This window comes from Ruegeria sp. AK11 (genome assembly GCF_056541095.1).
Window position 1 is genome coordinate 109908 of the sequence record NZ_JBQFXU010000006.1, and the last position, 25419, is coordinate 135326.

Sequence of the window (25419 nt, forward strand, 5' to 3'; positions counted from 1 at the left end):
CCATGACCATCAAACCCGGCAATGTGCACAGGCGAGGATTTCTAAACAGGATGGCCGGAGGTTTGACTGCCGCCGCCGGTACAGCGATGATCGCTGATATGCTGGCAACGCGGGCCTACGCCAGCGCGGTTGATGGGAAGGGGGTTTCGAAACTCAGAAAAGGAGCCTATGGCATGAGAAGCAGCGAAGCCCCCGTGTCAATCGGCCGTGTGGCACTGATTGTGAACAATCTGGACACTGTTGGGACCTTTTACCAACAAGTGCTTGGCCTTGAGGAATTGGCGCGGGATGGCGAAACCCTGAAACTGGGCGCAGGAAACAACGTTCTGCTCGAGTTGCGCCAAGACCGTGCTGCGCGGCGCTATCCGCATGCGGCGGGTCTTTTCCATACAGCTTTTCTGATGCCGGACCACGATTACCTGGGACGCTGGCTGATCTATGCTGCACAAAACCGCATCCCTTTGACCGGGGCGGCGGATCACGACGTCAGCGAGGCGCTGTATCTAAACGATCCAGAAGGCAATGGGATCGAAATCTACGCCGACCGGCCTGTTGAAACATGGCAGATGGATGGAGAGTATATCCGCATGGGCTCGCATCATCTGGACCTGGAGGCCATTGCAGGTGCGGCCCGTCAAGACTGGTCCGGGGCTCCGGAAAATATGGTGGTCGGACATGTCCACCTACAGGTCGGGGATATCAATGCGGTCGACGAATTCATGACACGACATCTAGCGCAGGATCGCATGCTGCACGAAGGTTCAGCAGGGTTCTACAGTTCGGGTGGGTACCACCATCACTTTGCAGGCAACGTCTGGAACAGCAATGGTGCAAAAGCTCGTCCAACTGACAGCAGCGGCTTGGATGAGATCGTGCTGTTGACGGATGGGACTGTATTGCAACCGCAAGAGCTGACAGACCCTTGGGGAACGCGGTTCACTGTCGAAAGGAAGTGAACCTGCATGATTGGCCAAGAACAAAGGCGTATCTTGCAGGCCGGACAGCGGTAAACTCCTGCGGCGTGGCCGGAAGGTGGAAGCCGGGCGCGGCTTCCACCAAGGGGGAATACCACGCCGGGTCATTTCCGCAAGTCAGTTGCTATCATTCATGATCCGGTCGAAAACATGCGGATCTGTGACGCCCTCTGACCCGATCAACATCACTCGGGATCGCGGCGTAATTTGAAATTGTTTTCGCAAGTCGGTGCGCATCGACGCGCAGATCAAGCCAATCAGACCGGCCACGGCGCTTTCTCCGGCTTCGATTGGCTCATCTCCGAAAGCGCCGTTTGCCAATAGGCGGACGGCCGGTGCCACAAGCTGGTCAGGGATTTTCATGAAACCGCTGGCGGCCTCTTCCAAAACGTTCCATGCCAATTCGGACGGCGCGCCGCAGGATAGCCCAGCCATTATGGTTTCTTCGCCTACTTCGACGGCTGTAGGCCGATTTGCCTGGGCGCTTGCAAAAAGGCAGGGGGCCAATTCAGGTTCGACCACGATGACGCGCGGCGCATTCTGCTCCCATTCGTGGAGGAATACCGCGGTGACGGCAGCCGCTAAGCCTCCAACGCCGCCTTGAAGGAAGACATGAGTGGGTGGCAAAGCCAAATCCTGCACGATCTCGCGCGCCATGACCCCGTAACCAGCCATGACATCAAGAGGTGCCTGAGTGTAACCGGGCCAGGAAGTATCTGAAACAATCAACCAACCGTGTGCCGCTGCATCGGTCCGGGTCTGTGCCACGGAAGCGTCGTAATCTCCATCAACCCTGATCACTTCGGCCCCCAGCTGGCGCATTGCGTCGGCGCGGAATGCGCTTACTTCTTTGTGAATGTAAATTCGGCATGGCGCGCCGAAGCGCTGGGCACCCCAAGCCACTGAACGACCGTGATTGCCATCTGTCGCCGAAATGACGGTTATGTCTGCAATTCCGGCAGTATGGGTGCCGTTTCGGATCTCATCGGCAGTGACTTCACGGCCTGTCTTTTTGGTTAATTCGCGCTGTAATACTCGCAGAACCGCATAAGCGCCGCCAAGTGCTTTGAAACTGCCCAAGCCAAATCTTAACCCTTCATGCTTGTAATAGACTGCGCCCAGATCCAGTGCTTCGGCTAGACCTTGAAGAGACGGCATTGGCGCTCTTTCGTACCCACTCCAGCTTTGAATTTCCCTCTGTGCGAGGTCAAATCCCTCGCGGGGTAAGGTGGCTGTGGCGGCATGGCCAAAGCCTGGCTTGGCTGTATGGCTTTCAATTCCGACTGTCTCAAAGTTTGCGAGCATTTGTGGTCCTTCCATTGTTGGTGCAAATATAATTCAATGTCAGTGATGTTTTCGCTCTGAATTGCTGGTAATTTTGAAGCAAACTTGCATGAGGTCGCCGTGAAACAAAAATATTTATCAGGAAGTCTGGATAGCTTCGATCTCGCGATTCTTAGGGTGTTGCAGCAGGACAATACGGTGCCGCACCGTCAAATCGGTGAAAGCGTGAATCTGTCTGCGCCCAGCGTGCAGCGGAGGATCAAACGCATGGAGGCGGAGGGCGTCATTGCCGCGCAGTCAGCGCATATTGATCCGGCAGCCGTGGGATTGCCGCTGACCATTTTCGTCGAAGTCGAACTAAAAACCGAGACTGGCGGAAAAATCGATGAAATCAAGAAAAGCTTCTATGCTGCCCCTGAGGTTCAGCAATGCTACTATGTTACTGGTGAAGTGGATTTTGTTCTGATCGTTATCGTTCGAGATATGTCCGAATATGAAAAGCTTACCCAACGGTTGTTCTTTTCGAACAAGAACATCCGAAAGTTCAGAACATTCGTTGCAATGGACCGAACAAAGTCATCCATGCAGTTGAACATCTGACTTGTGCCTCTCCAGAGCATGTAGTCTGGCGGGGTATTTGACTTTTGCGCGGCGCGAACTGGAAACAAAGTGCTTGTGCACTCCAAATCTGCCAGAAACCTGGTGATCTGGGCGGTAAATCCTGCCGAGACACCTCTCGGTTTACCTGGAAAATAACCACGTTTCCCGAGGTATTGAGGTTGGGACACATTTGCCCCAACCTCATCAAGGTAACAGGAGTTTATCTTACGATTTGATACGGTCCATTTTGGGATCGTAAAGCGGTTGAAGTGTCACGTCGCAGGAGACACGTTGGGTCGCAACCTCCAACTCATACGTGCCGGACGTAACAAAATCTGCATCGACGCCGCCCTGATTTCGGACATAGCCGTAACCGATGGATTTGCCGGTTGTATAGCCATAGCCTCCCGACGTTAGCCAACCCACCCGTTCTCCATCCCGGTATATTGTTTCGCGGCCCAACAGCACCACATCGGGGTCGACGGTGAAGCAGGCCAGCATCTTTTTGACGCCCTCGGCCTTTTGCTTCTCGCTTGCCGCGCGACCCTTGAAGTTTATGTTTTTGCGCAGTTTCACAGCCCATCCCAGACCGCTTTCAAACGGCGTGTGATCAGGCCCGATATCAGACCCCCAGGCGCGGTAACCCTTTTCTAACCGAAGAGATTCAATTGCGCGGTAGCCCGCATTAACCAGCCCTTGCGGTTGCCCTGCTTCAATCAGCGCAGAATAGACTGTTTGCGCGTATTCGACAGGCAAGTGCAGTTCCCAGCCAAGCTCGCCCACATATGTCACCCGCAGCGCCTTGACCGGGCAACCCGCGATGCCGATTGTCCGGATTGTGCCAAACCTGAACCCGTCATTCGAGACATCATCACGGGTAACTGCCGCCAGAATATCTCGTGCTTTTGGCCCCATCAGCGACAACACTGCGTTCGAGGAGGTGATATCGAACAGCTGGCAGTTCAGCCCGTCCGGAATATTTCGGCTGATCCAGTCAAAATCGTGGGTGGCATAGCCCGTACCAGTGACAATGTAGAATTCATCATGCGCTACACGGCCCACGGTCAGGTCGCATTCAATTCCGCCCTTGTCATTGAGCATCTGGGTATAGACCAGCGCTCCCACCGGTTTGTCCACATCATTGGCACAAATCCAGTTCATCGCCGCCAAGGCGTCCGGGCCTTTCAGCGCGAATTTGGCAAATGATGTTTGATCGAACAGCACTGCCGCTTCTCGGGCCGCTTTGTGTTCACGACCAACGGCAGCGAACCAGTTCTGGCGACCAAAGCTGTATTCGTCCTTGGGCGTTTCACCCAGCGATGCGTCGGCAAACCAGTTTGGACGCTCCCAACCCAGTTTTTCTCCAAAGCAAGCGCCCTGATCCATAAGCGTATCGTACAGCGGTGACTTGCGGCAGGGGCGGCCGGACTCGTGTTCTTCATGAGGCCAAGCCATAGTGTAGTGTTTGCCATATGCTTCGACTGTTCGGGTGCGAACCCAATCGGTGTCGAAATGCGGGCGGCCAAAACGGCGAATGTCGGCGGACCACAGGTCAAAGGGCGGCTCGCCCTTGGCGGCCCATTCTGCCAGCACCATTCCGGCGCCACCGCCAGAAGCAATGCCAAAGGCGTTGAAACCAGCACCAACAAAGAAATTCTTCAGCTCTGGTGCTTCACCTACAATGAAGTTGCCATCCGGAGTGAAGCTTTCGGGACCATTGGTCAGGGTCTTGATCCCCGCGGTCTCCAACGCTGGCACCCGGCCCAGCGACAGCTCCATGATCTGTTCGAAATGGTCGAAGTTACTGTCGAGCAAGGTGTAGTGGAAATCTTTAGGTATGCCATTCACCGCCCACGGGATCGGGTTCGGCTCATAACCGCCCATGACGAGCCCACCAACTTCTTCCTTGTAATAGGTCAGCCGATCGGGATCCCGCAGGGTAGGCAGATCACCGGGTACACCAAATGGTTCTGTGACCATGTACTGATGTTCCATTGGCACCAGCGGCACATTCACACCGAACTTGGCGGCAAAATCGCGCGTCCACTGACCGGCACACACGATCACCTTTTCACATTCGATACGGCCATTTTCAGTGATTACGGCGCGGATCTTGCCGTTCTCGATTTCAAGATCGGTGGCCTTGGTATCCTCGAATATCTTCGCGCCTGCCATGCGCGCTCCCTTGGCCAGCGCCTGGGTAATGTCCGAGGGGTTTGCTTGCCCATCGGTGGGCAGGAACGCCGCGCCGATGACGTCACCGATATCCATCAGCGGCCAAAGATCCTGCGCTTCCTTCGGGGTTAGCAGCTGCATGTCCAGACCAAAGGAATGGGCTGTGGTGGCCTGCCGTTTGACCTCGGTCCAGCGTTCCTCGTTGCAGGCAAGGCGCAAACCACCATTCATTTTCCAACCCGTTCCCAGACCGGTTTCTTCTTCAATCTTGTTGTACAGATCGACTGAATATCCCAGCAGCTGAGTGATATTGGCGTTCGAACGCAGCTGCCCCACCAGACCCGCAGCATGGAATGTGGTGCCCGAAGTCAGCTTTTTGCGCTCCAGCAGCACCGTGTCGGTCCAACCGAGCTTGGCAAGGTGATAGGCGGTCGAGCAGCCGATGATGCCGCCGCCGATGATGACGGCTTTGGCTGTATTTGGAAGGTCGGTCATATCTGTCCTCAGGTGTTTTTGTAATCGGTCAGGGCCGTGCGAAACCGTGCGAGATTTTCGCTTGTGTAGGCTGCGTAGTCGAAGTCGATATCCGAGGTGATCTCGGACACCATGCTCCACATGGTTTCACGAAGCAGCGAGGCGCATTTCATCGCCGTATAGCGATGACGCAATTGGTTGGTGACGGGTGCCTGAAAGTAGGTTTCCAGAACCCAGTCCTCTTGTTCATTGGAAAGAGAGTTGTTCGAGGCCAGCCCACCCAAATCAAACAATGGCGAGTTGAAGCCCGCGTAGTCGAAATCGATCAGCCACAGGCGGGTGCCATCGTCCAGAAAGTTGCCGCAAAGCAGGTCGTTATGGCCAAACACGATGTCGTACGGCCCGGCCTCGGCTTCCAGATCATTTCCAATTTGCACAAGTTCAGGGATCAGGCCTTTATGCGAACTTCCACGATCGGTGAGGGTGGCGGCATAGTCGCGGATGACATGAAAGACCCAGAACACCAGCGACGGTCCGCGCAGGTGCTTGGGCACCTCAAGGTGGCAGGCTTTCACGAGCTCCAGCACTCGAGGCAGCATACTGGGGTCGCGTACGTGTTCTTCGGTCAGAGTGCGGCTTTCGACGAATTCCAGGACTGTTAATTCGTTGGACGAAAACACTACAGCGGGTGACAGACCTGCAGCATGGGCGGCCTTACTGGCAGCCAGTTCGTTGAAGCGCATCACCTGGTGCAAAGGGATGTCGTCACCGACACGCACCACATAGGATCCACTGCTGTCAGTGACCTTGTAGTTCACATTTGTAATCCCACCCGTCAACGGGGTGGCTTTGATTTCGCCCTGCCAGATCGGTAGCTTGCGAATGCGGGTCATCAGGTCGGATTGGGTCATATCAACTCTCCATTCCAAAGCGGATGCGTGCCTGACGAGCGCTTGCGTTGATCAGCCTATCAGCGATGATGGCAATGAATGCGATGGACAGCCCTGCCACCAGACCTCGACCAGTGTCAGCCTTTGTTAGGGCAATGTAGACTTCCTGCCCCAGATCGCGGGTGCCAACGAGGGCGGTGATAACCAGCATGGACAGCGCCAGCATGATGGTCTGGTTAATACCCAAAAGGATTTCGGGCAGGGCCATGGGCAAGCGAATATGGCGCAGAAGTTGCGTGCGTGTGCACCCAGAGACCAATCCGGCCTCGATCAATTCCTCACTGACCGAGCGCACGCCATGGGCCGCATAACGTACGGCCGGGGCCAGTGCGTAAAGGACTATGGCAATCAGCGCAGTGAAATCGCCGACGCGAAACAGCATCACAACCGGGATCAGATAGACAAAGCTGGGCAATGTCTGCAGTGTATCAATCAACAGGTTGATCACCGTCCCGGCGCGTTTGTTCAGTGCAGCCACAACACCCAGTGGAACACCGATCAGGGTAGCAAGAAACACAGAGGCTCCGCAGAGATAAACTGTCACCATTGCCTTGGCCCACAGTCCTGACACGAGGATCAGCGACGCCAGTCCTCCGCACAGCAGCGCCAGCCGCCAGCCCCCTGCGTGCCAACCCAGCAAGGTCAGCATGGCAATGGCCCAAGGCCATGGGATTCCCAGCAAAACCGTTTTGATCGGGATCATGAACCACGTCAGGAAGAAGATCTTGATCGCCTCGAACGTGTCAAAATAATTGATGTTCAGGTATTTGACCGTGTCATCCCAGAACCCGCCAGTGGTGATCGTCTGGCTTTCAGGATATTCCAGCAACAGGGGTGAAAACTGTCCCAGAACCCAGGTCAAAATCAGCAGGATCATTACCAGAACTGTCCGACGATGGCGGGTGATCCACGAGCCGGGGAGCTCGTGATGTACCTGCCCCATACGCTCAGCAAAAGCCTGACTTAGGCGATCGACGGCAATGGCCAGAACTACAATGGCAATACCGGCCTCGAACCCAGCGCCGATGTCCAGCCGGCGCAGCGCGGCAAGGACGTCAAACCCTAATCCTCCGGCCCCGATCATCGAGGCAATGATGACCATGTTCAGCGTCAGCATGATCACCTGATTGACGCCTACCATCAGACTGTGGCTGGCGGAAGGAACCAAAACGCGCCACATCAACTGCTTTTGCGTCGTGCCTGCCATGCGCCCGAAGTCCAAAATCTCGGGGTCGACGGCTCTCAAGGCAAGCGTGGTGATCCGCACCATGGGTGGTGTCGCATAGATGATAGTTGCAACAAGCGCCGAAATCGGTCCAAAGCCGAACATGAACAGAATTGGTACTAGATAGGCAAAGATCGGGATTGTCTGCATCAGGTCCAGAATGGGCGAGATGATGCGATCGAAAGTCAGGTGGCGATAGGCCAATATCCCCAACAACAGCCCGCCGCCCGCGCCAATCGGCACCGCAATCAGGACCGAGGCAAGCGTTACCATCGCGCTGTCCCACTGGCCAAAAACAGCCAGATAGGTAAAGCAGCCGCCGACCAACGCCGCCAACCCCCAGTCCCGGCAATACTGTCCCAAAGCTACTACGGCGGTGATAACCACAATCCAGCTGATCGCAGGTAGGATGACTTGCGCATCATTGCCTTGCCCGGTGACAAAACCTTCGGCCAGCAGGGACAAGACAAGGTCATAGGGCTGTTCTATCAACCAAGCAGCAGCGCGGGTAACGTCGGTGAACGAAACTGGGCCGATTGCAGCATCCTCGATCAGCCAGGACATTGCAGATGAGATATAAGTTTTGAACGGGACGACCCAAGCTGACGGGAATTTGGTGATCCAACGCGCATCGAGCGCTTTTCCCAGGTTGCTGCCGAAATACCCCAGCAGGATCGTGAGTCCGACAAGCAGCAGAATGATGAGCTGACTGCGGGACAGGCGGCTCATACCGCGTCCCCTTCACCGAATAGCACATGGGCCACAGCCTTGCGATCAATGGCGCCAATAACCAGACCATTGCTGTCTGTCACGGGAATTGGTGCATCTGCGGCGATGATCCGTTCCGCCACGGTCGAGACGCGGGTCGATTGCACAATGGGCTCACCTTCACCTGCAGCGCCGACGGTCATTACACCACCAACCGTCAAAACCTTGGAGCGCGGAATATGGCGCGTGAATTCAGCCACATATTCTGTCGCTGGATTCATCACCAGTTCTTCCGGGGTGGCGATCTGGATGACTTCACCATCTTTCATAATGGCGATGCGGTCGGCCAAGCGAACGGCTTCTTCAAAGTCGTGTGTGATAAAGACAATAGTCTTATGCAACCGTTCCTGTAGCCGCAGAAACTCGTCCTGCATTTCGCGACGGATCAGCGGATCGAGGGCCGAAAAAGGTTCGTCCAGAAACCACAGATCGGGCTCTGTCACCAATGATCGGGCAATGCCCACACGCTGTTGCTGACCACCTGAAAGCTCTCGTGGATAGTAGTCTTCGCGCCCCTTCAGGCCGACCAGTTCCACCACGTCTCTCGCTTTTGCTTCGGCCTCGTGTTTGGGCGTAGCCTGAATGGTCAGGGGAAACATCACATTCTGCAACACGGTCAGGTGCGGCAGTAGGGCAAAATGCTGAAACACCATGCCCATCTTGTGCCGACGGATTTCAATCATTTCTTTCTCGCTGGCGCGCAGCAGATCGGCGTCGTCGAAAAGAACCTCACCGCTTGTGGGTTCGATCAACCTGGACAGACAACGAACCAGGGTTGATTTGCCTGAACCGGACAGGCCCATGATGATGAAGATTTCTCCTTCAACGATCTCAATATTGGCGTTGCGTACCGCTCCGATCACACCCGCATTTCGAATGTCATCTGCCGATGGATTCGGGTTTTGCGCCAGAAGGGTCTCGGCGTTTGGACCGTATAGCTTCCAAACGTTTCGGCAGGACAGTTTTGTTGTGGGGGTCATCTGTAGTGTCCGGTACTAAGACGGAAAAAGACCGAAGCGGCAGAGGAGAGCGGGGTAACCGCTTCGGTCAAGCAGATTATTTAGAGATCCAACCGGACCAACGGTCTTTGTTCTTCTCCATCCAATCCGCGACAACTGCATCAATTTCAACACCGTCCAGATCGGCTTTGCCGACCATAGCGCTCATCTCGTCGTTATTGATGTTGTAGGCTTCGATGATGTCATACGCGCCCGGCCACTTCTCTTGCAGGCCAGACCAAGCAGCCTTCCAGATCGGACCGCGCGGTTTTCCGCAGTCATAGGCCAAATCCGGGTTCACACCGACTGACGGGTCGCTGTAGCATTCGGCCGAAAATGGCGGAAACTCCACGAATTCGCCGTCATATTTGGCCGGGGCCCAGTGCGGAACATAGACCCACAGCATGATTGGATCTTCGCGCTGATATGCGGATTCCAGCTCAGCAAAAAGCGCAGCATCCGTGCCTGCGTGGACAACTTCAAACTCCAATTCTAACGCTTCGACGCGTTCTTCGTCGAAACCGCCCCAGGTCACGGGTCCGCCGACATAGCGCCCATTTGGCGAGGTTTCAGCCGTGGCAAATTCCCCTGCACAGTCTTTCAGAGCTTCCCAGTTTGGCAAGCCGGGGCAGCGGTCTTTCATGTAAGCCGGGTACCACCATTCTTCGATCGCCATCAGACCGGTTTCACCAACGTTCACCACATTGCCAGAGGCGGTGGCTTCGTCCAGCGCTTCACGCCCGGTGGTTTCCCAGATTTCCATTGCCAGATGTAGATCACCTGTCTTCAGGCCCGCAAACTGAGCGATATAGTCTGCCTGTACATACTCAACGTTGTATCCGGCCTCTTGCAGGATTGATCCCATTATCTTGGTGTTGATCAGCTGCCCTGACCAATCATGCAACGTCAGTTTGATTGGGTCCGTCGATTCGGCGGCCCAAGAAGCCGAAGCAGTTACGCCAGCGACTAATGCCATTGCGTGTAGTGCATTGAATTTCCTGATCATGTTGTGCTCCCTGAATGTGGCTTTTTGAGTGTTTTTCGTTTATTACACTTCCATGCTGCGCCAATCTGACAACTACGTCAATAAAAACCACACTTCGCCACGAATATTCGTTATAATTCACACAAAAAGCCCCGAACGGCACTGTATTGGACGTAATATTGTTTTATTGGGATGACTGCCGTATCCCCCTTTCAGGAGGTCGCATGTTAAAGCCACGAAAAACCACAAATCAGCGCGAAGAAGAAATCCTTCGCGAGCTGCAACATGCGGGCGGGTCGTGCAGGGTCAGCCTCCTGGCTCAAAAACTGAATGTTTCCAATGAAACGATCCGGCGCAACGTCAAGGCGCTGGAAGAGCGCAAGATCGTGCGGAAGGTGCATGGCGGCGTACATCTTAGCGAAGACGCCATAGAGCCACCCTTTGAAAACCGTTTGGGAACGCAAGCACATGCGAAAGAAGCAATAGCCCGGGCAGTCGCAAATACAATTAGCGACGGGGATTCCCTATTTCTGGATATCGGTTCGACGACCGCCTACGTCGCGCTCGCGCTACGGAAACACAAAGACCTGTTTGTAGTTACAAATTCGGTTTTCGTCGCTTACACGTTGTCAAAGCACAACAACAACCGGGTGTTTCTGGCGGGCGGAGAACTGCGCGCCCATGATGGGGGCGCTTTCGGTGCAGAGGCATTAGATCTTGTGAAGCGTTTCAACGTACAGCTGGCAGTGTTCTCGGTTGGAGCCGTGAATGGCGATTTGGGCTTCATGCTTCATGATCTTGAAGAGGCCAATATCGCGCGTGCTGCGGCTGAAAATGCGCAGGTGCGCATCGTCGTAGCCGACAGCGGAAAATTCAACAAGCGGGCCCCGATATCTCTCCATAACATGGCCGGAATTGATGTTTTGTATACGGACCGCGTTCCTCCTGCCAACATCCTGGCCATGCTCGACAAAAATGAAATCGAAGTTGTTATCGCAGGGTCGGACTAGTGTCAGAACTGATAGATGTACCCAGCGTACAAAACTGCATCTTTGAGGAGATGGCAGCCTTTTAATGAGATCATGTTGAAATCTGTTAACGAACTATTCGACAGGAAAAACGTCAAATCGCGCATGTTCGTCAACCGGGCCTCATAGTTTGCGACACCCCCGTTCAGAATGTGCAAACAAGTTGGCAATGCCGACTATTATACTGACACTGGACCTGTTGTTCCTCTAACAACACACTCCAGCTCGCAGCAAATTTTAAAATGTTCCGACTCATCTGACGTAATGTAATCGGTGAACTTGTCACCTGCGAGTTTACCGATGGCTTCGGCGGGGATTCGAATGGTGGTGAGCCCCGGCTCAACATCAGCTGATCCCTTGAAATCTCCGATGCCCATTATTGAAAGATCGCCGGGAACGTTCAACCCCAGTTTCTGGGCCGCAAACAAAGCGCCCTGCGCTATGACGTCATTTCCACATAACAAAGCCGTAAGTCGAGATGTTTCCGCCAAAAGGTTCAGCGCAGCCTGCTTGGCCTGCGAAACGCTGTAAGGAGCTTCAGATTCGTGCTCGCCCGGAACGGAGACACCCATATTTTGTAGCGCTTCGTGCACGGCGGAAAGTCGATGTTGCGCGCGGTCATTACCACTGGTCTTTGGAAAGATCAGCCCAATGTCACGATGCCCTAGGGCCAGCAGGTGCTCTGTTGCGAGACGGCCGGCCAACTGGTTGTCGGCCCCGACACAAGGAAGTTCCGAATCCTTTGAGTAGTTCCAAATCGCAAGTGCAGGTATTTTCTGCTGCGTGATCAACCGATTGGTGGCATCGGAATGCTCCAAGCCAACCAATGCCACGCCGTCCACACGATGTTCAAGAAACTTGCGGACCATCGCGTATTCCCGATCTAGATCATACCCGTGCGACGCCAGTAGAAGGCTGAATCCTGCCTTGTCGATAGAGTCGGAAAAAGCCTGAATGACCTCGGCGAAGATGGCATGGTTGATAGTTGGTACGACCAGGCCAATCGTTCCTGACCGTTTGCCATGCATTGTTTGAGCGGCACGATTGCGGATATACCCGAGCCGCTGCACTGCCCTGTTGATCTTTTTGCGAGTCGCAGGGCTGACCAGATCAGGGTGATTGAAGGTACGAGAAACCGTAGACGGTGAAACCTTCGCGGCCTTTGCGACTGCCACGATATCGACTTTACCATGCTGAAAATTAGACATAATTTCGTCCTGTTCGGTCGATTTTATGAAAACATTTGCAATACTATTTTCATCCCCTAACCTGATTTGTCAACAAACCAAAAGTGCAGACAAACGGGTTGGGAGGCACTGGATGGAATTCATTTACTACTTCGGGGATGTGTTCACACCGATGTCCTTCTTGCTGCTTTTGGGCGGCACGATCGGAGGGCTGATCCTGGGCGCGACACCAGGCTTGTCACCAACGATGGCGGTTGCCCTTTTGATTCCGTTCACCTTCCAGCTTGAGGCCGCACAGGGGCTGATCTTGCTGGGAGCCGCCTATACCTCGACCGTTGCTGGTGGCGCGGTGAGTGCAATTCTACTGAAAATCCCAGGCGCTCCAGCCAATATTGCCACCACTCTGGACGGCCACACCATGGCCAAGCAGGGACAAGGGGCGCGGGCGCTGCAACTGTCGTTTCTGGCCTCGGCGGTTGGCGGCATCTTCGGTGTGCTCCTATTGATCTTTCTGACACCGGTTTTGGCCAAATGGGCGCTGGCGTTTGGCCCCTCACACCTGTTCTGGCTGGCCATTTTAGGGGTGACTGTGATCGGCACGCTGGATTCTGCATCCGTGGTCAAAGGTTTGCTATCGGGTTGTATCGGATTGTGGCTGGCGACAGTCGGTTTCGACGACATTATGGGCGCGCAACGCTTTATCTTTCACCCTGCACTGGGCGGCGGCATCAACATTATCGCGGCGCTGATCGGTCTGTTCGCGATCCCTCAGGTGCTGACGATGTTTGCAAAGGGACGCCACGACACGGGTGCTGAAGTCATCGAAGTACAGCGCCATTCGATCATGGCCGCATTGCGAGAACTGTTCAGCCGCACCCGAGCACTTAGCATCGGCACACTGACAGGTTCCATCATTGGCCTGATCCCAGGCGTTGGCGGGCAAATTGCCGGGCTGGTTGCCTATGATCAGAGTAAGAAGTTTTCAGCCGAGAAGGACAAGTTCGGCACGGGTCATTCCGAGGGCGTAATTGCCGCGGAGTCCGCCAACAATGCGATGGTGGGCCCATCTCTGGTACCGTTGTTGACCTTGTCGATCCCGGGTAGCCCAACCGCAGCCGTTTTGCTGGGCGGGCTGCTGATTCACGGAATTTTTCCGGGCTCGGATCTGTTCGACAACCACCCGGACGTTGCGTGGACGTTCATAAACTCCATGCTGATCGGCCAGGTCCTGATGTGCGTCTTCGGCCTATACATTGCTGGTCTGGCCGCGCGTGTCGCGCAGGTGCCGCAATCGGTCATGGCGGCCGTTGTATTGGCCCTTTCGGTCTTCGGCGCCTACTCGGTTCAGAGTTCGATGGGGGATGTCTATGTCATGGCGTGCCTTGGCATTGGGATGTTCTTTCTGGAACGATTTGGATTCTCGGCTGCTCCGTTGGTACTGGGATTGATCCTTGGTCCGATTGCCGAAGCCAACTTCATTCAGGGCGGAATGATCGCGGACGCGACCGTCGGCAAGGCCTCTTACTTCCTGACGGGCGGATTGAATCTTCTGCTGATCGCCGTTGTACTGGCTTCAATTGCCTACTCGGTTTGGATGGAACTTCGCCACCGGCGCTATACCACCAAAGAGGAGGCACAGGCATGAACCGCACACAACACATAATCGGGTCGGGTTTGGTTTTTGCCGTAGGACTTTGGGTAACCTGGGTCAGCTTTACTCAACAACCGGTCGAGGCATTTCTGTTTCCGCGTCTTATCGCTTCGGTCTTTGTGGTTTTGGCAGGGTGGACCTTCGGCAAAGCGCTGATGGGATTGTCCAAGGTAGGCAACGGCGTGACCCGCATGATGTTCATCAACATGCTGCCGGGCCTGTTCGTCACCCTTATCTATGTCTTCTGGGCGTCCAAATCGCTGGGGTTCTACACAGCAACGGCAATCGCGTTTTTCATTCTGCTGTCGATTTACGATCCAGACCCACATTCCGAAGCCAAAACCTGGGTCAAGCGCGGTGTCATCACAGCGATCTTTGTGGCGGTGATGTACGGGCTCTTTGCCATGCTTCTGCAAGTCTACACACCAAGGGAATTTCTGTTCTGACCGCAAGGGATGCGGGTGAACCAAAATAGGGAGGAAACGCAAATGAAACGGTTGATTACAGGGGCAGCACTGGCCCTCACGAGCCTGACGGGCGCGGCGGTTGCCGAGGAGTATCCCGAACGCCCAATCATGATGATGGTCAGTTACGGCGCTGGTGGCGCAACCGACTTTCAGGCGCGGATTGTCACCATGACATCCGGGAATGAAGACGCGCTGGGAATGCCAATCGCCATCATAAACAAACCCGGCGCCGGAGGGCGTGTGGGTTGGAACTGGTTCGCAACCCAGGCCGACGCCGATGGCTACACGCTTGCTGCCTACAATGTTCCACATTTCATCGCCCAATCGATCAAGGGTGGGGTCGAGTATTCGGTCGACAGCTTTGAGCCCATCGCCAACTGGGGTGCTGACCCGGCTGTCTTCGTGGTTGGTGCGGACAGCCCGTTCAACTCGATGGAAGGTGTTGTCGCATATGCCAAGGAAAACCCCGGCAAGCTTACCGTGTCCGGGGCTGGGCTTTTTGTTGGTCACCACATTGCGGCTCTTCAAATCGACAAGGCTGCAGGAACAACGATGGCCTATATCCCGACCAAAGGTGGCGGCGCAGCGGCCATGAAAGCGGTAATTGCTGGCGAAGTCATGGGTGGTATAAACAACCTGTCGGATGCGTTCCGCGCAAAAGAGGCGGGCAACGTCAAAATCCTGGGTGTCGCAGATCTTGAGCGAAACGCGTTCCTGCCCGACGTGCCGACTATGATGGAACAGGGGCTTGATGTCGACAACTCGTCGGTCAATTTCCGGGGCGTGATGGTGCCCAAGGGAACGCCGCCCGAGGTGATCGAGAAACTTGCGGAAACGGTTCCCGAGATGTTCGCCAACGATCGTGTGGTGAAAAAGATGGAAGCTGGCGGATCGCCCATGCACATCATGACACGCGATGAAGTGATCAAGATGTGGGAGAAACGTCAGCAAACACTGAACGAATTGTTGGCTGGGCTCTGAACCAGTCAACTCCCTACGGGGCGGAGTGGGTCCGCCCCGATCAAACAATCGAGGACCGAGATGAACGCTCAGGAAGGGGTTTCCCCCCAGATCGACGAAGTTGATCGCATAGTAGCGCATGCGCGCAAGGCCCAAGCGACCTTTGAAGAAAGCGGCAGTCAGGCGCTGTACGACAAGGCGGCGCTGGCGGCGGGATGGGCAATCATGGAGCCAACACGCAATCGGGCACTGGCCGAAATCGCTGTTGCGACCACCGGTCTGGGTAATGTTCCGGACAAGATTACAAAGAACCACCGCAAGACTCTGGGCTTGTTGCGCGATATCGCTGACGTGAAAACCCACGGCATCATTAGCGACAATCCAGCAACCGGCATGACCGAGATTGCACGCCCAATCGGTGTAATCGGTGCTGTGGTTCCATCGACCAACCCCGCTGCGACGCCGGCGAACAATATCATCAATGCGCTCAAAGGAGGCAACTCCATCGTGGTGGCACCATCCCCCAAAGGAGTCGCTTCCTGCGAGATGCTGATCGCTTTTATCCATTCAGAGTTTGACAAGCTCGGCCTCGATTGCGATCTGGTCCAGATGATCCCTGCGCCCGGATCCAAGGCCAAGACACAAAGGTTGATGGAAGCCGTAGATCGCGTGATCTGTACCGGCAGCCAGAACAACGTCCAACGCGCGCAATCCTGTGGAACGCCAGCAGTGGCGGTTGGTGCGGGCAATGTGACGGTGATTGTGGACGAAACCGCAGATTTGGCCGCAGCTGCTTCCAAGATCACGGCATCGAAATGCTTCGACAACGCGACGTCCTGCTCGTCTGAAAATGCGCTGGTTGTTGTAGATGCGGTCTATGACGCCTTTGTCGCCGCGATCGCCGTTGAAGGCGGTGCCTTGGTGCCATCTTCCGAGGCTGGAAACATCATCGCACGGCTGTGGCCCGATGGGCATCTCAACCGATCTGTAATCGCGCAGGACGCTGGCAAGATGCTTGAAGCACTGGATATGGCGGATAAGGTCCCCGAGGGGACCAAGTTCCTAGCCGTGGAAACTGACGGAATTGGCCCGGATCACCCTTTGTCGGGGGAAAAGCTCAGCCGGGTTCTGGCGCTTTATCGAGCGGCAAATTTTGAAGAAGCCAAGGTAATCGCGGCTCGTATTCTGGAACACCAGGGCGCGGGGCATTCTGTCGGAATCCATACCAGCGACGACGCGCGCGCGGTTGGGTTGGGTCGTGACCTGCCCACCTGCCGGGTCATTGTAAACCAGGCGCATACCTTTGCCACTGGTGGCAGCTTCACCAACTGCATGCCCTTTTCGCTGTCAATGGGCTGCGGCAGTTGGGGAGGCAATTCCATCGACACCAATCTGCATTGGCGGCATTTCGTTCAAACGACAAAGATCATCCGTGAAACGCCGCCGCGCGAGCCCGAATTGGAAGCGATATTTGGCGGCTATTGGTCGGAGGCGGGGCAATGATCGAACCACCCAAGGGAACCGTCCGGGACTGGCTTGACCGTCGGGCAAGCCGCGGGGGAACCGGGTTCGTTTTCCCGGACGGGGCGCGGGACCTGAATTGGGGTGAATTGCGTGACTCAGCTCGCCGCATCGCAAGCATGTTGACCGAACGGGGTGTGGCGAAGGGAGAAAGCGTCGCCATCCTCTACCCCAATTGCCGGGAAGCGCTTGAGGTCCTTTTTGGCGTTCTCTATGGCGGGTTTCGGGCCACGATGATCAATCTTGTCGCGGGTGACAGCGCCGTTGCCTATGCGCTGGAACACAGCGGCGCATGCTATGGATTTGTACATTCCGATCAAACGGACCTGTTCAGGCGAACGGCCAATCCTGCGAAAATCAAACAGTTGAAGGTGGCAGATGCCGTTGAGTCCGGCAGCAACCTGCATAGCCTCTCGCCTCATAGCCACGCGTTGTTGATGTATACATCCGGAACAACCGGTCGCCCCAAGGGGGTGGTCCACACACATTCCAGCCTGTTGGCAGGGGGTTGGACGACCAAAATTGCCCATGAATTGTCCGAGGCTGATCGCGGGTTTTGCGTCTTGCCGATCTATCATATTAACGGGCTCTGCGTGACGGTGATGGGAACACTGGTCTCAGGCGGATCGTTGGCCGTGTGCGAACGATTTTCTTCCAGCAAGTTCTGGGACAATCTTGGAAAGGCCGAGGCAACGTGGTTCTCGGTCGTTCCGACCATTATCTCGCACCTGCTGCACTCTGAGACTAGTCCGGATGCGCAAACCCGGCAACGCGTGCGTTTCGGGCGCTCTGCGTCGTCAGCCTTGGCGCCGGACGTGCAGCGTGGCTTTGAGGATCGTTTCGAAATCCCAATCGTGGAAACCATGGGCTTGACGGAAACTGCCGCTCAGATTCTGTCAAACCCGCTGCCCCCCGGCGTTCGGAAGATTGGTTCACCCGGCATTGCATATGGAAATGAGGTTGCAATTCTGGACGCGGAACTTCGGCCTGTACCTACCGGAACAGAAGGTGAGTTGGTCATACGCGGTCCGAATGTGATGCTGGAGTACCTCAATGACCCGGATGCTACTGCGGGCACATTTACTTCGGATGGCTGGTTGCTGACCGGAGATCTCGCCCGCATGGATCAGGACGGGTATGTTTATGTGACCGGTCGATTGAAAGAACTGATCATTAAGGGAGGGGAGAATATAGCCCCTCGTGAGATTGACGAGGCGCTTTATTCACACCCCGACGTTGTTGAAGCTGCGGCCTTTGCCCGCCCTTGCAAAAGCTACGGTGAAACCGTCGAGGCAGCGGTCAAAATTCGAGAAGGTTCTGAATTGACGCCGCAAGCTTTGTCAAAGATCTGTGAGTCCCAGCTAGGCCGTTTCAAGTCTCCTGACAAAGTTCATATTCTGATTGATCTTCCAAAGGGCCCTTCGGGAAAGATCCAGAGAAACAGGATCCTACAAATCGTTAGCGAGGAGGCGAGCGACTTGAAAATGTAGATGGCAATGCCGGTCCGACTCTACCTGAAAAATAAATGCCAAAACAACAGCGGGAATAGCCACAAAAGCAATTCACGTCGCCAGCTTCAGCAGTGCCGAAAGCCTTTCAATCGTCATGATAAGCGTGTTTACATCAACGGTTCCAGGCACCCGTTGTGGCAGATGCCTGAACGCCTCTCCTCTTTCGGAGCGATCTTACTCAACCGCCACCGTCACCGAGATTACCTTGCAGGTAAAACGCAAAGCTGCTTCGGTGCCGTTCGCTTTGGCCATCGGTGTGGAAAGGTCGAAGCCAACGTCTGCTGTATCGTCCGCCGAAAAGATGATGGCCTGCGTCTGGTCGGTCCTGCCCTGTGCCACCTGCATCTCGTCAACAAAGAGGGTGCCGTCCCACCTTTGCCAGGGCTTCCACCGTCATAATCGAAATCGAGGACGATTTCATGAGTACCTTCGGTCACAGGTTCGGACGCCGAAACGGTAAGTATCTCGATCCCCAACCAGTTGTAGGCATAGGCTGGAACGCCATTTTCAACATAAAACGACCAGCCGCCAAAGCGGCCCGCTTGTGCGATAATAGCCGGGTGGTCTCCGTTAGAAGGTTCTTCGATATGTTCTGCAATGCGTTAGGAGAGGTTCTGGATATTCGGGGTCATGCCGGTCATGCCACTGCAATCGCCGAAGCTGCGTGTCGACGGAAAGGCCCATGCGATCACCCGAACTACTCGGCGCGCTCGACTCTGTGCAACAGAGCCTGACAAAGCTCAGTGATCTGACCCGTGGTATTCTGAACCGTGTGATACATGTAATGGACCACAGGCTTGCTGAAATGACGTCACTGATTCGCGTATTTTTTGGTTTGTCCGAGGCCAGAATGCTGTCGCCATTCGGGCACGAAGGATTGTTCGGATTTCGCGTGGCTTCACGAAAATGTCACGAAGACCGAGCTGATCCTCAGAAAATTGCCAGCGATAGGTCGTCGGAGATATTTCTGCTTGTGGTTGCCTAAAATTTCATCAAGGCTTTATCCCAGAGCCAAAAGATGTCACGGTTCAACGCAGTGAAAGACAACTTTCGCAACTTCTTTACCGACAGAAACCAAGAAAGCTGCGACGCAGTGTTCCTTGCGAATTGGCAAAACCAAAATCGAAATGGACGAAGTCCCAGCGGGCGTCGGTCTAATCCGGCTGCTGCGTGCGACCCCGATCAAGTGGGGCCGCGCGGCGACGAACATATGGGAGAGAAATCATGAACAGATACATTCGGAACTCAGTGGCGGGGCTTTTGTCGTCGACCATGATCACAGGTGCCGCGTTTGCCGCTGGCACGCATCCTGAAACCGGCGAAGCGCTGGCGGACGATCAAACCTTTACCTACCGCATTCTGGACGAGCACAGCTCGGTCGATCCGCAGGTTGTCGAAGACGTTTCCGGTGCTGAAATTGTACGCGACCTGTTTGAAGGGCTGATGAACCAGGATGAGGATGGCAATCTGGTTCCGGGCGTTGCCACAGGTTACACCGTCGATGACAGCAAGAAAGTCTATACCTTCACACTGCGCGGCGATGCTAAATGGTCGAATGGCGACCCGGTAACCGCCGGAGATTTCGTTTTCGCATGGAAACGCGCGGTTGATCCGGCGCTGTCCTCTCCTTACGCGTGGTTCATGGAGCTGATGTCGATCGAAAACGCATCAGCGATCATCGCAGGCGAAAAGCCGGTTGATGATCTGGGTGTCAAAGCCATCGATGACACGACCCTGGAAGTCACGCTGAGCGCGCCGCTGCCGTATTTCCCGCAGATGACAACGCATTCGACGACCTTCCCGGCACCTCAGAAGGTGATCGCGGAATTTGGCGATGAATGGACCAAGCCCGGAAACATCGTGTCGAATGGCGCGTATGTTTTGACCGAGCACCTGCCGCAGGAACGTTCGGTACGTGAGCGCAACGAGATGTACTGGGACAATGACAACACCATCATCGACAAGGTTGTGGCACTGGTCATCAATGACGAAAACGTAGCCCTGACCCGCTATCTGGCCGGTGAACTGGACCGGACCGAAGTTCCCGCCGGTCAATTCCCGCGTCTGCAGGAAGAGCATCCGGGCGAGGCTATCAGCTTCCCGCGCCTGTGCAACTACTACTACACGTTTAACGTGTCGGACAGCGGCCCTGAAGAATTCAAGGATCCCAAAGTTCGTCAGGCCCTGTCGCTAGCCGTTGACCGGGACATCATTACCAAGAATATCAAGGCCGGTGGCGAGCCGCCCGCGTATACATTCGTGCCAGAAGCAACCGCAGGTTTTACTGTCCCGGTCGTTGAAATGGCATCGATGAGCCAGGCTGAGCGCGATGAACTGGCCAAGGAACTGCTGGCCGAGGCCGGCTTCGGCGCGGATAACCCTCTGACCTTCTCGATGGTCTACAACACTTCGGAAGCCCACAAGAAAGTTGCCGTCGCGCTGAGCCAGATGTGGAAGCAAAAACTGGGCGCCAATGTTGAACTGGCCAACATGGAATGGAAAGTCTTCCTGGAAGAGCGGGGCAACCAGAACTTTGATCTGGCCCGCGGCGCGTGGTGTGGTGACTATAACGAAGCCTCGACCTTCCTTGACCTGTTGCAGTCGGATTCGGGCTACAACGACGGCAAGTATAACAATGCCCGTGTGGACGAGTTGCTGGCCGAAGCCAAAACTTCGGACGATCCGGCTCCGCTGTACACCGAGGTCGAGCGTATTATCGCTCAGGAAACCCCCGTTATCCCGATCTATCACTATGCTGGTGTCTACATGATGGATAGCGATGTCGGAAACTGGCCAGTCAAAAACGTAGAGCAAAACTGGTACTCCAAGAACCTCTACAAAATCGCCGAGTAATCATCTTCTGACCATGACCTGCCCCGAAGTTTTCTTCGGGGCAGCGCCATCTATTGGGGGCATTGAATGCTTGCCTATGTCATTCGGCGGGTCCTGACCGCCATACCGACGATCCTGCTGCTGATCGTCGCCTGTTTCTTCTTGATGCACTATGCGCCCGGTGGGCCCTTTACCTCGGAACGGACGTTGCCGCCGCAGGTTTTGGCCAATATCGAGGCGCGGTATGGTCTGGACCAGCCGTTGTGGAAGCAACTCTGGGACTATCTGTACAATATCGTTGTGCATTTCGATTTTGGACCGTCCTTCAAGTTCAAGGACCGCGATGTGAACGACATCATCGCGCAGGGCTTTCCGATCTCGCTGACCTATGGGTCGCTGTCCTTTCTGGTCGCTACGGTGGTGGGCATCGGACTGGGGATTGCCGCCGCAATCCGGCACAACAGCTGGATCGACTACTTTGCGGTTGGGCTGGGGATTGCAGCGCAGGCGCTGCCCAACTTCATCATGGGTCCGATCCTGATCCTGACCTTCACCCTGTGGCTGGGATGGTTGCCCGGCGGTGGGTGGAATGGTGGTCAATGGCCCTATCTGATCATGCCGGTTATCGCCCTTGCGACATCTTACATGGGATCGATTGCACGGATCACCCGGTCTTCAATGCTGGAGGTTCTGAATTCGAACTTCATCAGAACCGCCCGTGCCAAGGGCCTGCCGACAAGAACCGTGATCTGGCGCCATGCGATGAAGCCGACCTTGCTGCCGGTCGTATCTTATCTGGGGCCGGTGTTTGTGTATGTGCTGACCGGATCCGTCTTTGTTGACATCTACTTCTCGACCGGTGGTCTGGGGCAGGCTTATGTCGGCTCGGCCTTGTCACGCGACTATGCTGTGCTGCTTGGGGTTACGATCCTCTATGGCGTTCTGACCGTTCTGGTAAACCTGCTGACCGATCTGGCCTATGCCTGGTTCGATCCGAAGATCCGCTACTGAGGGGCTGGATATGCTAGGAAAATCACAAAAAGCTGCGCATCTGGCCGAAGAAATCACCGATTATACAGCCGTTCAGGGGCGTTCGCTCTGGCAGGACGCGCGCATGCGCTTTGTACGAAACAAAGCAGCAATGGCCAGTGTGTTCATTTTGCTGCTTATCGTGTTGTTCACAATCCTTGGCCCGTATTTTGCGGTCTGGAGCAATGAAGAGATCGACTGGAATGTCATGGGCGATGTCCGGGGCATGGGAATGCCGTCGATGGAAACGGGTCACTATTTCGGTGTCGATGATCTGGGGCGCGATCTGTACAGCCGCGTCATTCAGGCTACCACGACGTCCCTGCTTGTGGGGTTGATCGGGGCGGCGACCGCTCTGATCGTTGGTACGTGTTATGGCATTACTGCCGGTTACTTTGGGGGTCGGACGGATGGCGCCATGATGCGTTTTGTCGACATCCTTCTGGCTATCCCGACAACTCTGATCATCATTCTTCTGCTGGTTGTTGCCGGGCGGTCCTTCTTCACGCTTTTCATCGCATTGGGTGCGGTTGGTTGGCTGACCATGTCACGTATCGTGCGCGGGCAGACGCTTGCCCTGAAGAACCGTGAATTCATCGAGGCCGCCCGAGCGGCGGGCGTCAGTGAATTTACGATCATGTATCGCCATATCCTGCCCAATCTGTTGGGTGTCGTGATCGTCTATGCCTCGCTTCTGGTGCCCGAGATGATCCTGACCGAAAGCTTCATCTCATTCCTGGGTCTGGGGATTTCCGAACCCTACACGTCACTGGGAAGACTGATAGCAGAAGGGGCGGGAACCATGGGCTATGGAACGCTGTGGCAATTGATGTTCCCGCTGACATTCTATGTCGCCATCATCATCACGATGTTCTTCATCGGCGATGGTCTGCGTGACGCTTTGGACCCGAAGGACCGCTGATATGAGTCTGTTTTCCGTAAAGAACCTGAGCGTCCGGTTTGACACCCCCGATGGTGTCGTTGAGGCGGTCAAGGATATCAGTTTTGATATTAATCCGGGCGAATGCCTTGGTATCGTCGGTGAAAGTGGATCTGGCAAAAGCCAGACCTTCATGGCGGCAATGGGTTTGCTGCCCCCTGCCGGACATGCCAGCGGGTCAGCCAAGCTGAACGGTCAGGAGATTTTGAACCTGCCGGTGAACAAGCTGAACCAGATCCGCGGCGACGATGTGGGCATGATCTTTCAGGATCCTCTGACTGCATTAACGCCACATCTGAAGATTGGGCAACAGATGCGTGAAGTGCTGCAGGTCCACGAGGGCCTGAAGGGGTCAGCCGCGCGCGCGCGCTGTCTGGAGTGGTTGGACAGGGTGCGAATTCCCGAAGCGGGCCGCCGTCTGGACCAGTTCCCGCACGAATTATCCGGTGGAATGCGACAGCGTGTGATGATTGCGATGTCGATGCTGTGCAGTCCCAAACTGCTTATTGCGGACGAGCCGACGACGGCGCTGGATGTTACTGTTCAGGCAGACATCCTTGATCTGATGGTTCATCTGCAAAAGGATGAAGGCACCGCAATTGCACTGATCACGCATGACATGGGCGTCGTTGCGCGCATGTGCGACCGGGTTCAGGTCATGCGGATGGGCGAATTCGTCGAAGACGGTGAAACGCGCGGGCTGTTCCGAAATCCGCAACATGAATACACGCGGGCCCTGCTGGAGGCGATGCCCCGGATTGATGCCGGCGACGCGCCGCGCGCTTTGGAAAAGGCCGAAGAACCCCTTCTCAAGGTCGATGACGTCAAGGTTCATTTCCCCATTCATGTCTCTGGCGGGTTGTTCGGGCGCAAGGTTCCGCTGAAAGCTGTCGACGGTGTCAGTTTTGATATTCGCAAGGGCGAAACTCTGGGTGTCGTGGGCGAATCCGGTTGCGGAAAATCGACACTGGCGCGCGCGGTCTTGCAACTGATCGAACCCAGCGCGGGGGGCGTCAGCTGGTTGGGCCATCCGATCGTCGGATTGAAGCGGTCCGAGCTGAACAAATACCGCAAGGACCTGCAGATCGTGTTCCAAGACCCTTTGGCCAGTCTTGATCCGCGCATGACCATTTCAGCGTCGATTGCTGAACCGCTGAAAACCTACCGCCCCGATCTGACGGACCGGGAACGCAAACAGATGGTCGCTGCGATGATGGAGCGGGTCGGGCTGCAGGCCAACATGATCAACCGTTACCCGCACGAGCTGTCCGGAGGTCAGAACCAGCGCGTCGGCATTGCGCGGGCGATGATCAACAAGCCCAGGCTGATTATCTGCGACGAGGCGGTTTCAGCGCTGGACGTTTCCATTCAGTCGCAGATTGTCGCGCTGCTAAAGGAACTTCAGCAGGAATTTGGCCTGTCGATGATTTTCATCAGCCATGACTTGTCGGTTGTGCGTGCGGTATCGAACCGGATCATGGTTCTGTATCTCGGGCGAATTGTGGAAATGGGTGACGGTGAGGTGATCTGCTCGGAACCGATCCACCCTTATACTCAATCGCTGATTTCGGCCGTGCCGATACCGGACCCGGATGTGGAGCGGACGCGGCAGCGCCTCAAACTGCCGGGTGAGCTGCCATCGCCGCTGGATCCCAAAGCCGCGTTGCGTTTCTTGCCCAGTCGGCTGGTCAACGGTCACAGTGATTATGTTCCAAAGCTGCAGGAGGTCGCACCAGACCATTTTGTAGCGGAACATGACACACTGGATTCCATCATGGCCAATGGCTGATCGAAAGGTCTGTTGCAGGTTTTCGGGGCTTGATGAATGCCCCGAAAACCTGCGCAGGGTCTGTTCGAAGA

At 55.4% G+C, this 25419-nt stretch carries 21 protein-coding genes; 13 read left to right on the forward strand and 8 right to left on the reverse strand.

What is annotated here, in order from left to right; translation table 11 throughout:
* Positions 1-2: 2 nt before the first annotated feature.
* Positions 3-956, forward strand: coding sequence for a VOC family protein (locus ACR0D9_RS14545; RefSeq protein WP_480487999.1), 954 nt, complete (start codon positions 3-5; stop codon positions 954-956).
* Between the two features lie 135 nt (positions 957-1091).
* Here ACR0D9_RS14545 and ACR0D9_RS14550 read toward each other — a convergent pair whose 3' ends face one another.
* Positions 1092-2294: a diaminopropionate ammonia-lyase gene (locus ACR0D9_RS14550; protein ID WP_480488001.1), complete on the reverse strand. Its 1203-nt coding sequence runs from the start codon at positions 2292-2294 to the stop codon at positions 1092-1094.
* 69 nt (positions 2295-2363) lie between these two features.
* On the opposite strand from ACR0D9_RS14550, the gene ACR0D9_RS14555 reads away from it, so the two are divergent.
* The gene (locus ACR0D9_RS14555; protein WP_480488002.1) at positions 2364-2858 is read left to right on the forward strand and encodes an Lrp/AsnC family transcriptional regulator; all 495 of its coding nucleotides are present in this window, start codon (positions 2364-2366) and stop codon (positions 2856-2858) included.
* 225 nt (positions 2859-3083) lie between these two features.
* Here the strand turns inward: ACR0D9_RS14555 and ACR0D9_RS14560 are convergent, their stop codons facing one another.
* From ACR0D9_RS14560 to ACR0D9_RS14580, 5 genes are all read right to left on the reverse strand, one after another.
* Positions 3084-5528, reverse strand: coding sequence for a GcvT family protein (locus tag ACR0D9_RS14560; RefSeq protein WP_480539203.1), 2445 nt, complete (start codon positions 5526-5528; stop codon positions 3084-3086).
* An 8-nt stretch (positions 5529-5536) separates the two neighbouring features.
* Positions 5537-6418 carry a phosphotransferase gene (locus tag ACR0D9_RS14565; RefSeq protein WP_480477735.1) on the reverse strand — a complete coding sequence of 294 codons (882 nt, stop codon included), beginning with the start codon at positions 6416-6418 and terminating at the stop codon, positions 5537-5539.
* A 1-nt stretch (position 6419) separates the two neighbouring features.
* Positions 6420-8411: an ABC transporter permease gene (locus ACR0D9_RS14570; protein WP_480539205.1), complete on the reverse strand. Its 1992-nt coding sequence runs from the start codon at positions 8409-8411 to the stop codon at positions 6420-6422.
* Positions 8408-9430, reverse strand: a complete 1023-nt coding sequence (locus tag ACR0D9_RS14575; RefSeq protein WP_480539207.1) for a quaternary amine ABC transporter ATP-binding protein — start codon at positions 9428-9430, stop codon at positions 8408-8410. Before ACR0D9_RS14575 ends, ACR0D9_RS14570 begins: the two co-directional genes overlap by 4 nt.
* 76 nt (positions 9431-9506) lie before the next feature.
* A complete protein-coding gene (locus ACR0D9_RS14580) occupies positions 9507-10454 on the reverse strand; it encodes an ABC transporter substrate-binding protein (protein WP_480539209.1) in 948 nt (315 codons plus the stop codon).
* 203 nt (positions 10455-10657) lie between these two features.
* Between ACR0D9_RS14580 and ACR0D9_RS14585 the strand changes: the two genes are divergently transcribed.
* Entirely contained in the window at positions 10658-11443 is a 786-nt protein-coding gene (locus ACR0D9_RS14585) for a DeoR/GlpR family DNA-binding transcription regulator (protein ID WP_480483469.1), read from the forward strand.
* Between the two features lie 197 nt (positions 11444-11640).
* Here ACR0D9_RS14585 and ACR0D9_RS14590 read toward each other — a convergent pair whose 3' ends face one another.
* Positions 11641-12669 (reverse strand): LacI family DNA-binding transcriptional regulator, encoded by a 1029-nt coding sequence (locus tag ACR0D9_RS14590; RefSeq protein WP_480488012.1) that lies wholly within the window; start codon positions 12667-12669, stop codon positions 11641-11643.
* 112 nt (positions 12670-12781) lie between these two features.
* Here ACR0D9_RS14590 and ACR0D9_RS14595 point away from each other — a divergent pair, with 112 nt between their 5' ends.
* Genes ACR0D9_RS14595 through ACR0D9_RS14615 form a run of 5 tightly spaced genes read left to right on the forward strand, consistent with a single transcriptional unit; the run spans position 12782 to position 18737 of the window.
* Positions 12782-14293 (forward strand): tripartite tricarboxylate transporter permease, encoded by a 1512-nt coding sequence (locus ACR0D9_RS14595; protein WP_480488014.1) that lies wholly within the window; start codon positions 12782-12784, stop codon positions 14291-14293.
* Entirely contained in the window at positions 14290-14745 is a 456-nt protein-coding gene (locus ACR0D9_RS14600; protein WP_480483463.1) for a tripartite tricarboxylate transporter TctB family protein, read from the forward strand. The genes ACR0D9_RS14595 and ACR0D9_RS14600 overlap by 4 nt, the downstream gene beginning before the upstream one ends.
* 42 nt (positions 14746-14787) lie before the next feature.
* The gene (locus tag ACR0D9_RS14605; protein ID WP_480488016.1) at positions 14788-15747 is read left to right on the forward strand and encodes a Bug family tripartite tricarboxylate transporter substrate binding protein; all 960 of its coding nucleotides are present in this window, start codon (positions 14788-14790) and stop codon (positions 15745-15747) included.
* 60 nt (positions 15748-15807) lie between these two features.
* Complete coding sequence (gene sauS / locus ACR0D9_RS14610) at positions 15808-17229, forward strand: acylating sulfoacetaldehyde dehydrogenase (RefSeq protein ID WP_480488017.1); 1422 nt, start codon at positions 15808-15810, stop codon at positions 17227-17229.
* Entirely contained in the window at positions 17226-18737 is a 1512-nt protein-coding gene (locus tag ACR0D9_RS14615) for a class I adenylate-forming enzyme family protein (protein WP_480483457.1), read from the forward strand. The genes sauS and ACR0D9_RS14615 overlap by 4 nt, the downstream gene beginning before the upstream one ends.
* A 195-nt stretch (positions 18738-18932) precedes the next feature.
* On the opposite strand, the gene ACR0D9_RS14620 is transcribed toward ACR0D9_RS14615, so the two are convergent.
* Entirely contained in the window at positions 18933-19097 is a 165-nt protein-coding gene (locus ACR0D9_RS14620) for a hypothetical protein (RefSeq protein WP_480539211.1), read from the reverse strand.
* 343 nt (positions 19098-19440) lie between these two features.
* Here ACR0D9_RS14620 and ACR0D9_RS14625 point away from each other — a divergent pair, with 343 nt between their 5' ends.
* The 5 genes from ACR0D9_RS14625 to ACR0D9_RS14645 all read left to right on the forward strand — a co-directional run bounded on the left by ACR0D9_RS14625 (position 19441) and on the right by ACR0D9_RS14645 (position 25348).
* A complete protein-coding gene (locus tag ACR0D9_RS14625) occupies positions 19441-19743 on the forward strand; it encodes a hypothetical protein (protein WP_480483453.1) in 303 nt (100 codons plus the stop codon).
* 239 nt (positions 19744-19982) lie between these two features.
* Entirely contained in the window at positions 19983-21611 is a 1629-nt protein-coding gene (locus tag ACR0D9_RS14630; RefSeq protein WP_480483451.1) for a peptide ABC transporter substrate-binding protein, read from the forward strand.
* Positions 21612-21677: 66 nt separating this feature from the next.
* Positions 21678-22601, forward strand: a complete 924-nt coding sequence (gene oppB / locus ACR0D9_RS14635; RefSeq protein WP_209507493.1) for an oligopeptide ABC transporter permease OppB — start codon at positions 21678-21680, stop codon at positions 22599-22601.
* A gap of 10 nt (positions 22602-22611) precedes the next feature.
* Positions 22612-23541, forward strand: a complete 930-nt coding sequence (locus tag ACR0D9_RS14640; protein ID WP_480478073.1) for an ABC transporter permease subunit — start codon at positions 22612-22614, stop codon at positions 23539-23541.
* A 1-nt stretch (position 23542) separates the two neighbouring features.
* Complete coding sequence (locus ACR0D9_RS14645; RefSeq protein ID WP_480483449.1) at positions 23543-25348, forward strand: ABC transporter ATP-binding protein; 1806 nt, start codon at positions 23543-23545, stop codon at positions 25346-25348.
* Positions 25349-25419 lie beyond the last annotated feature (71 nt).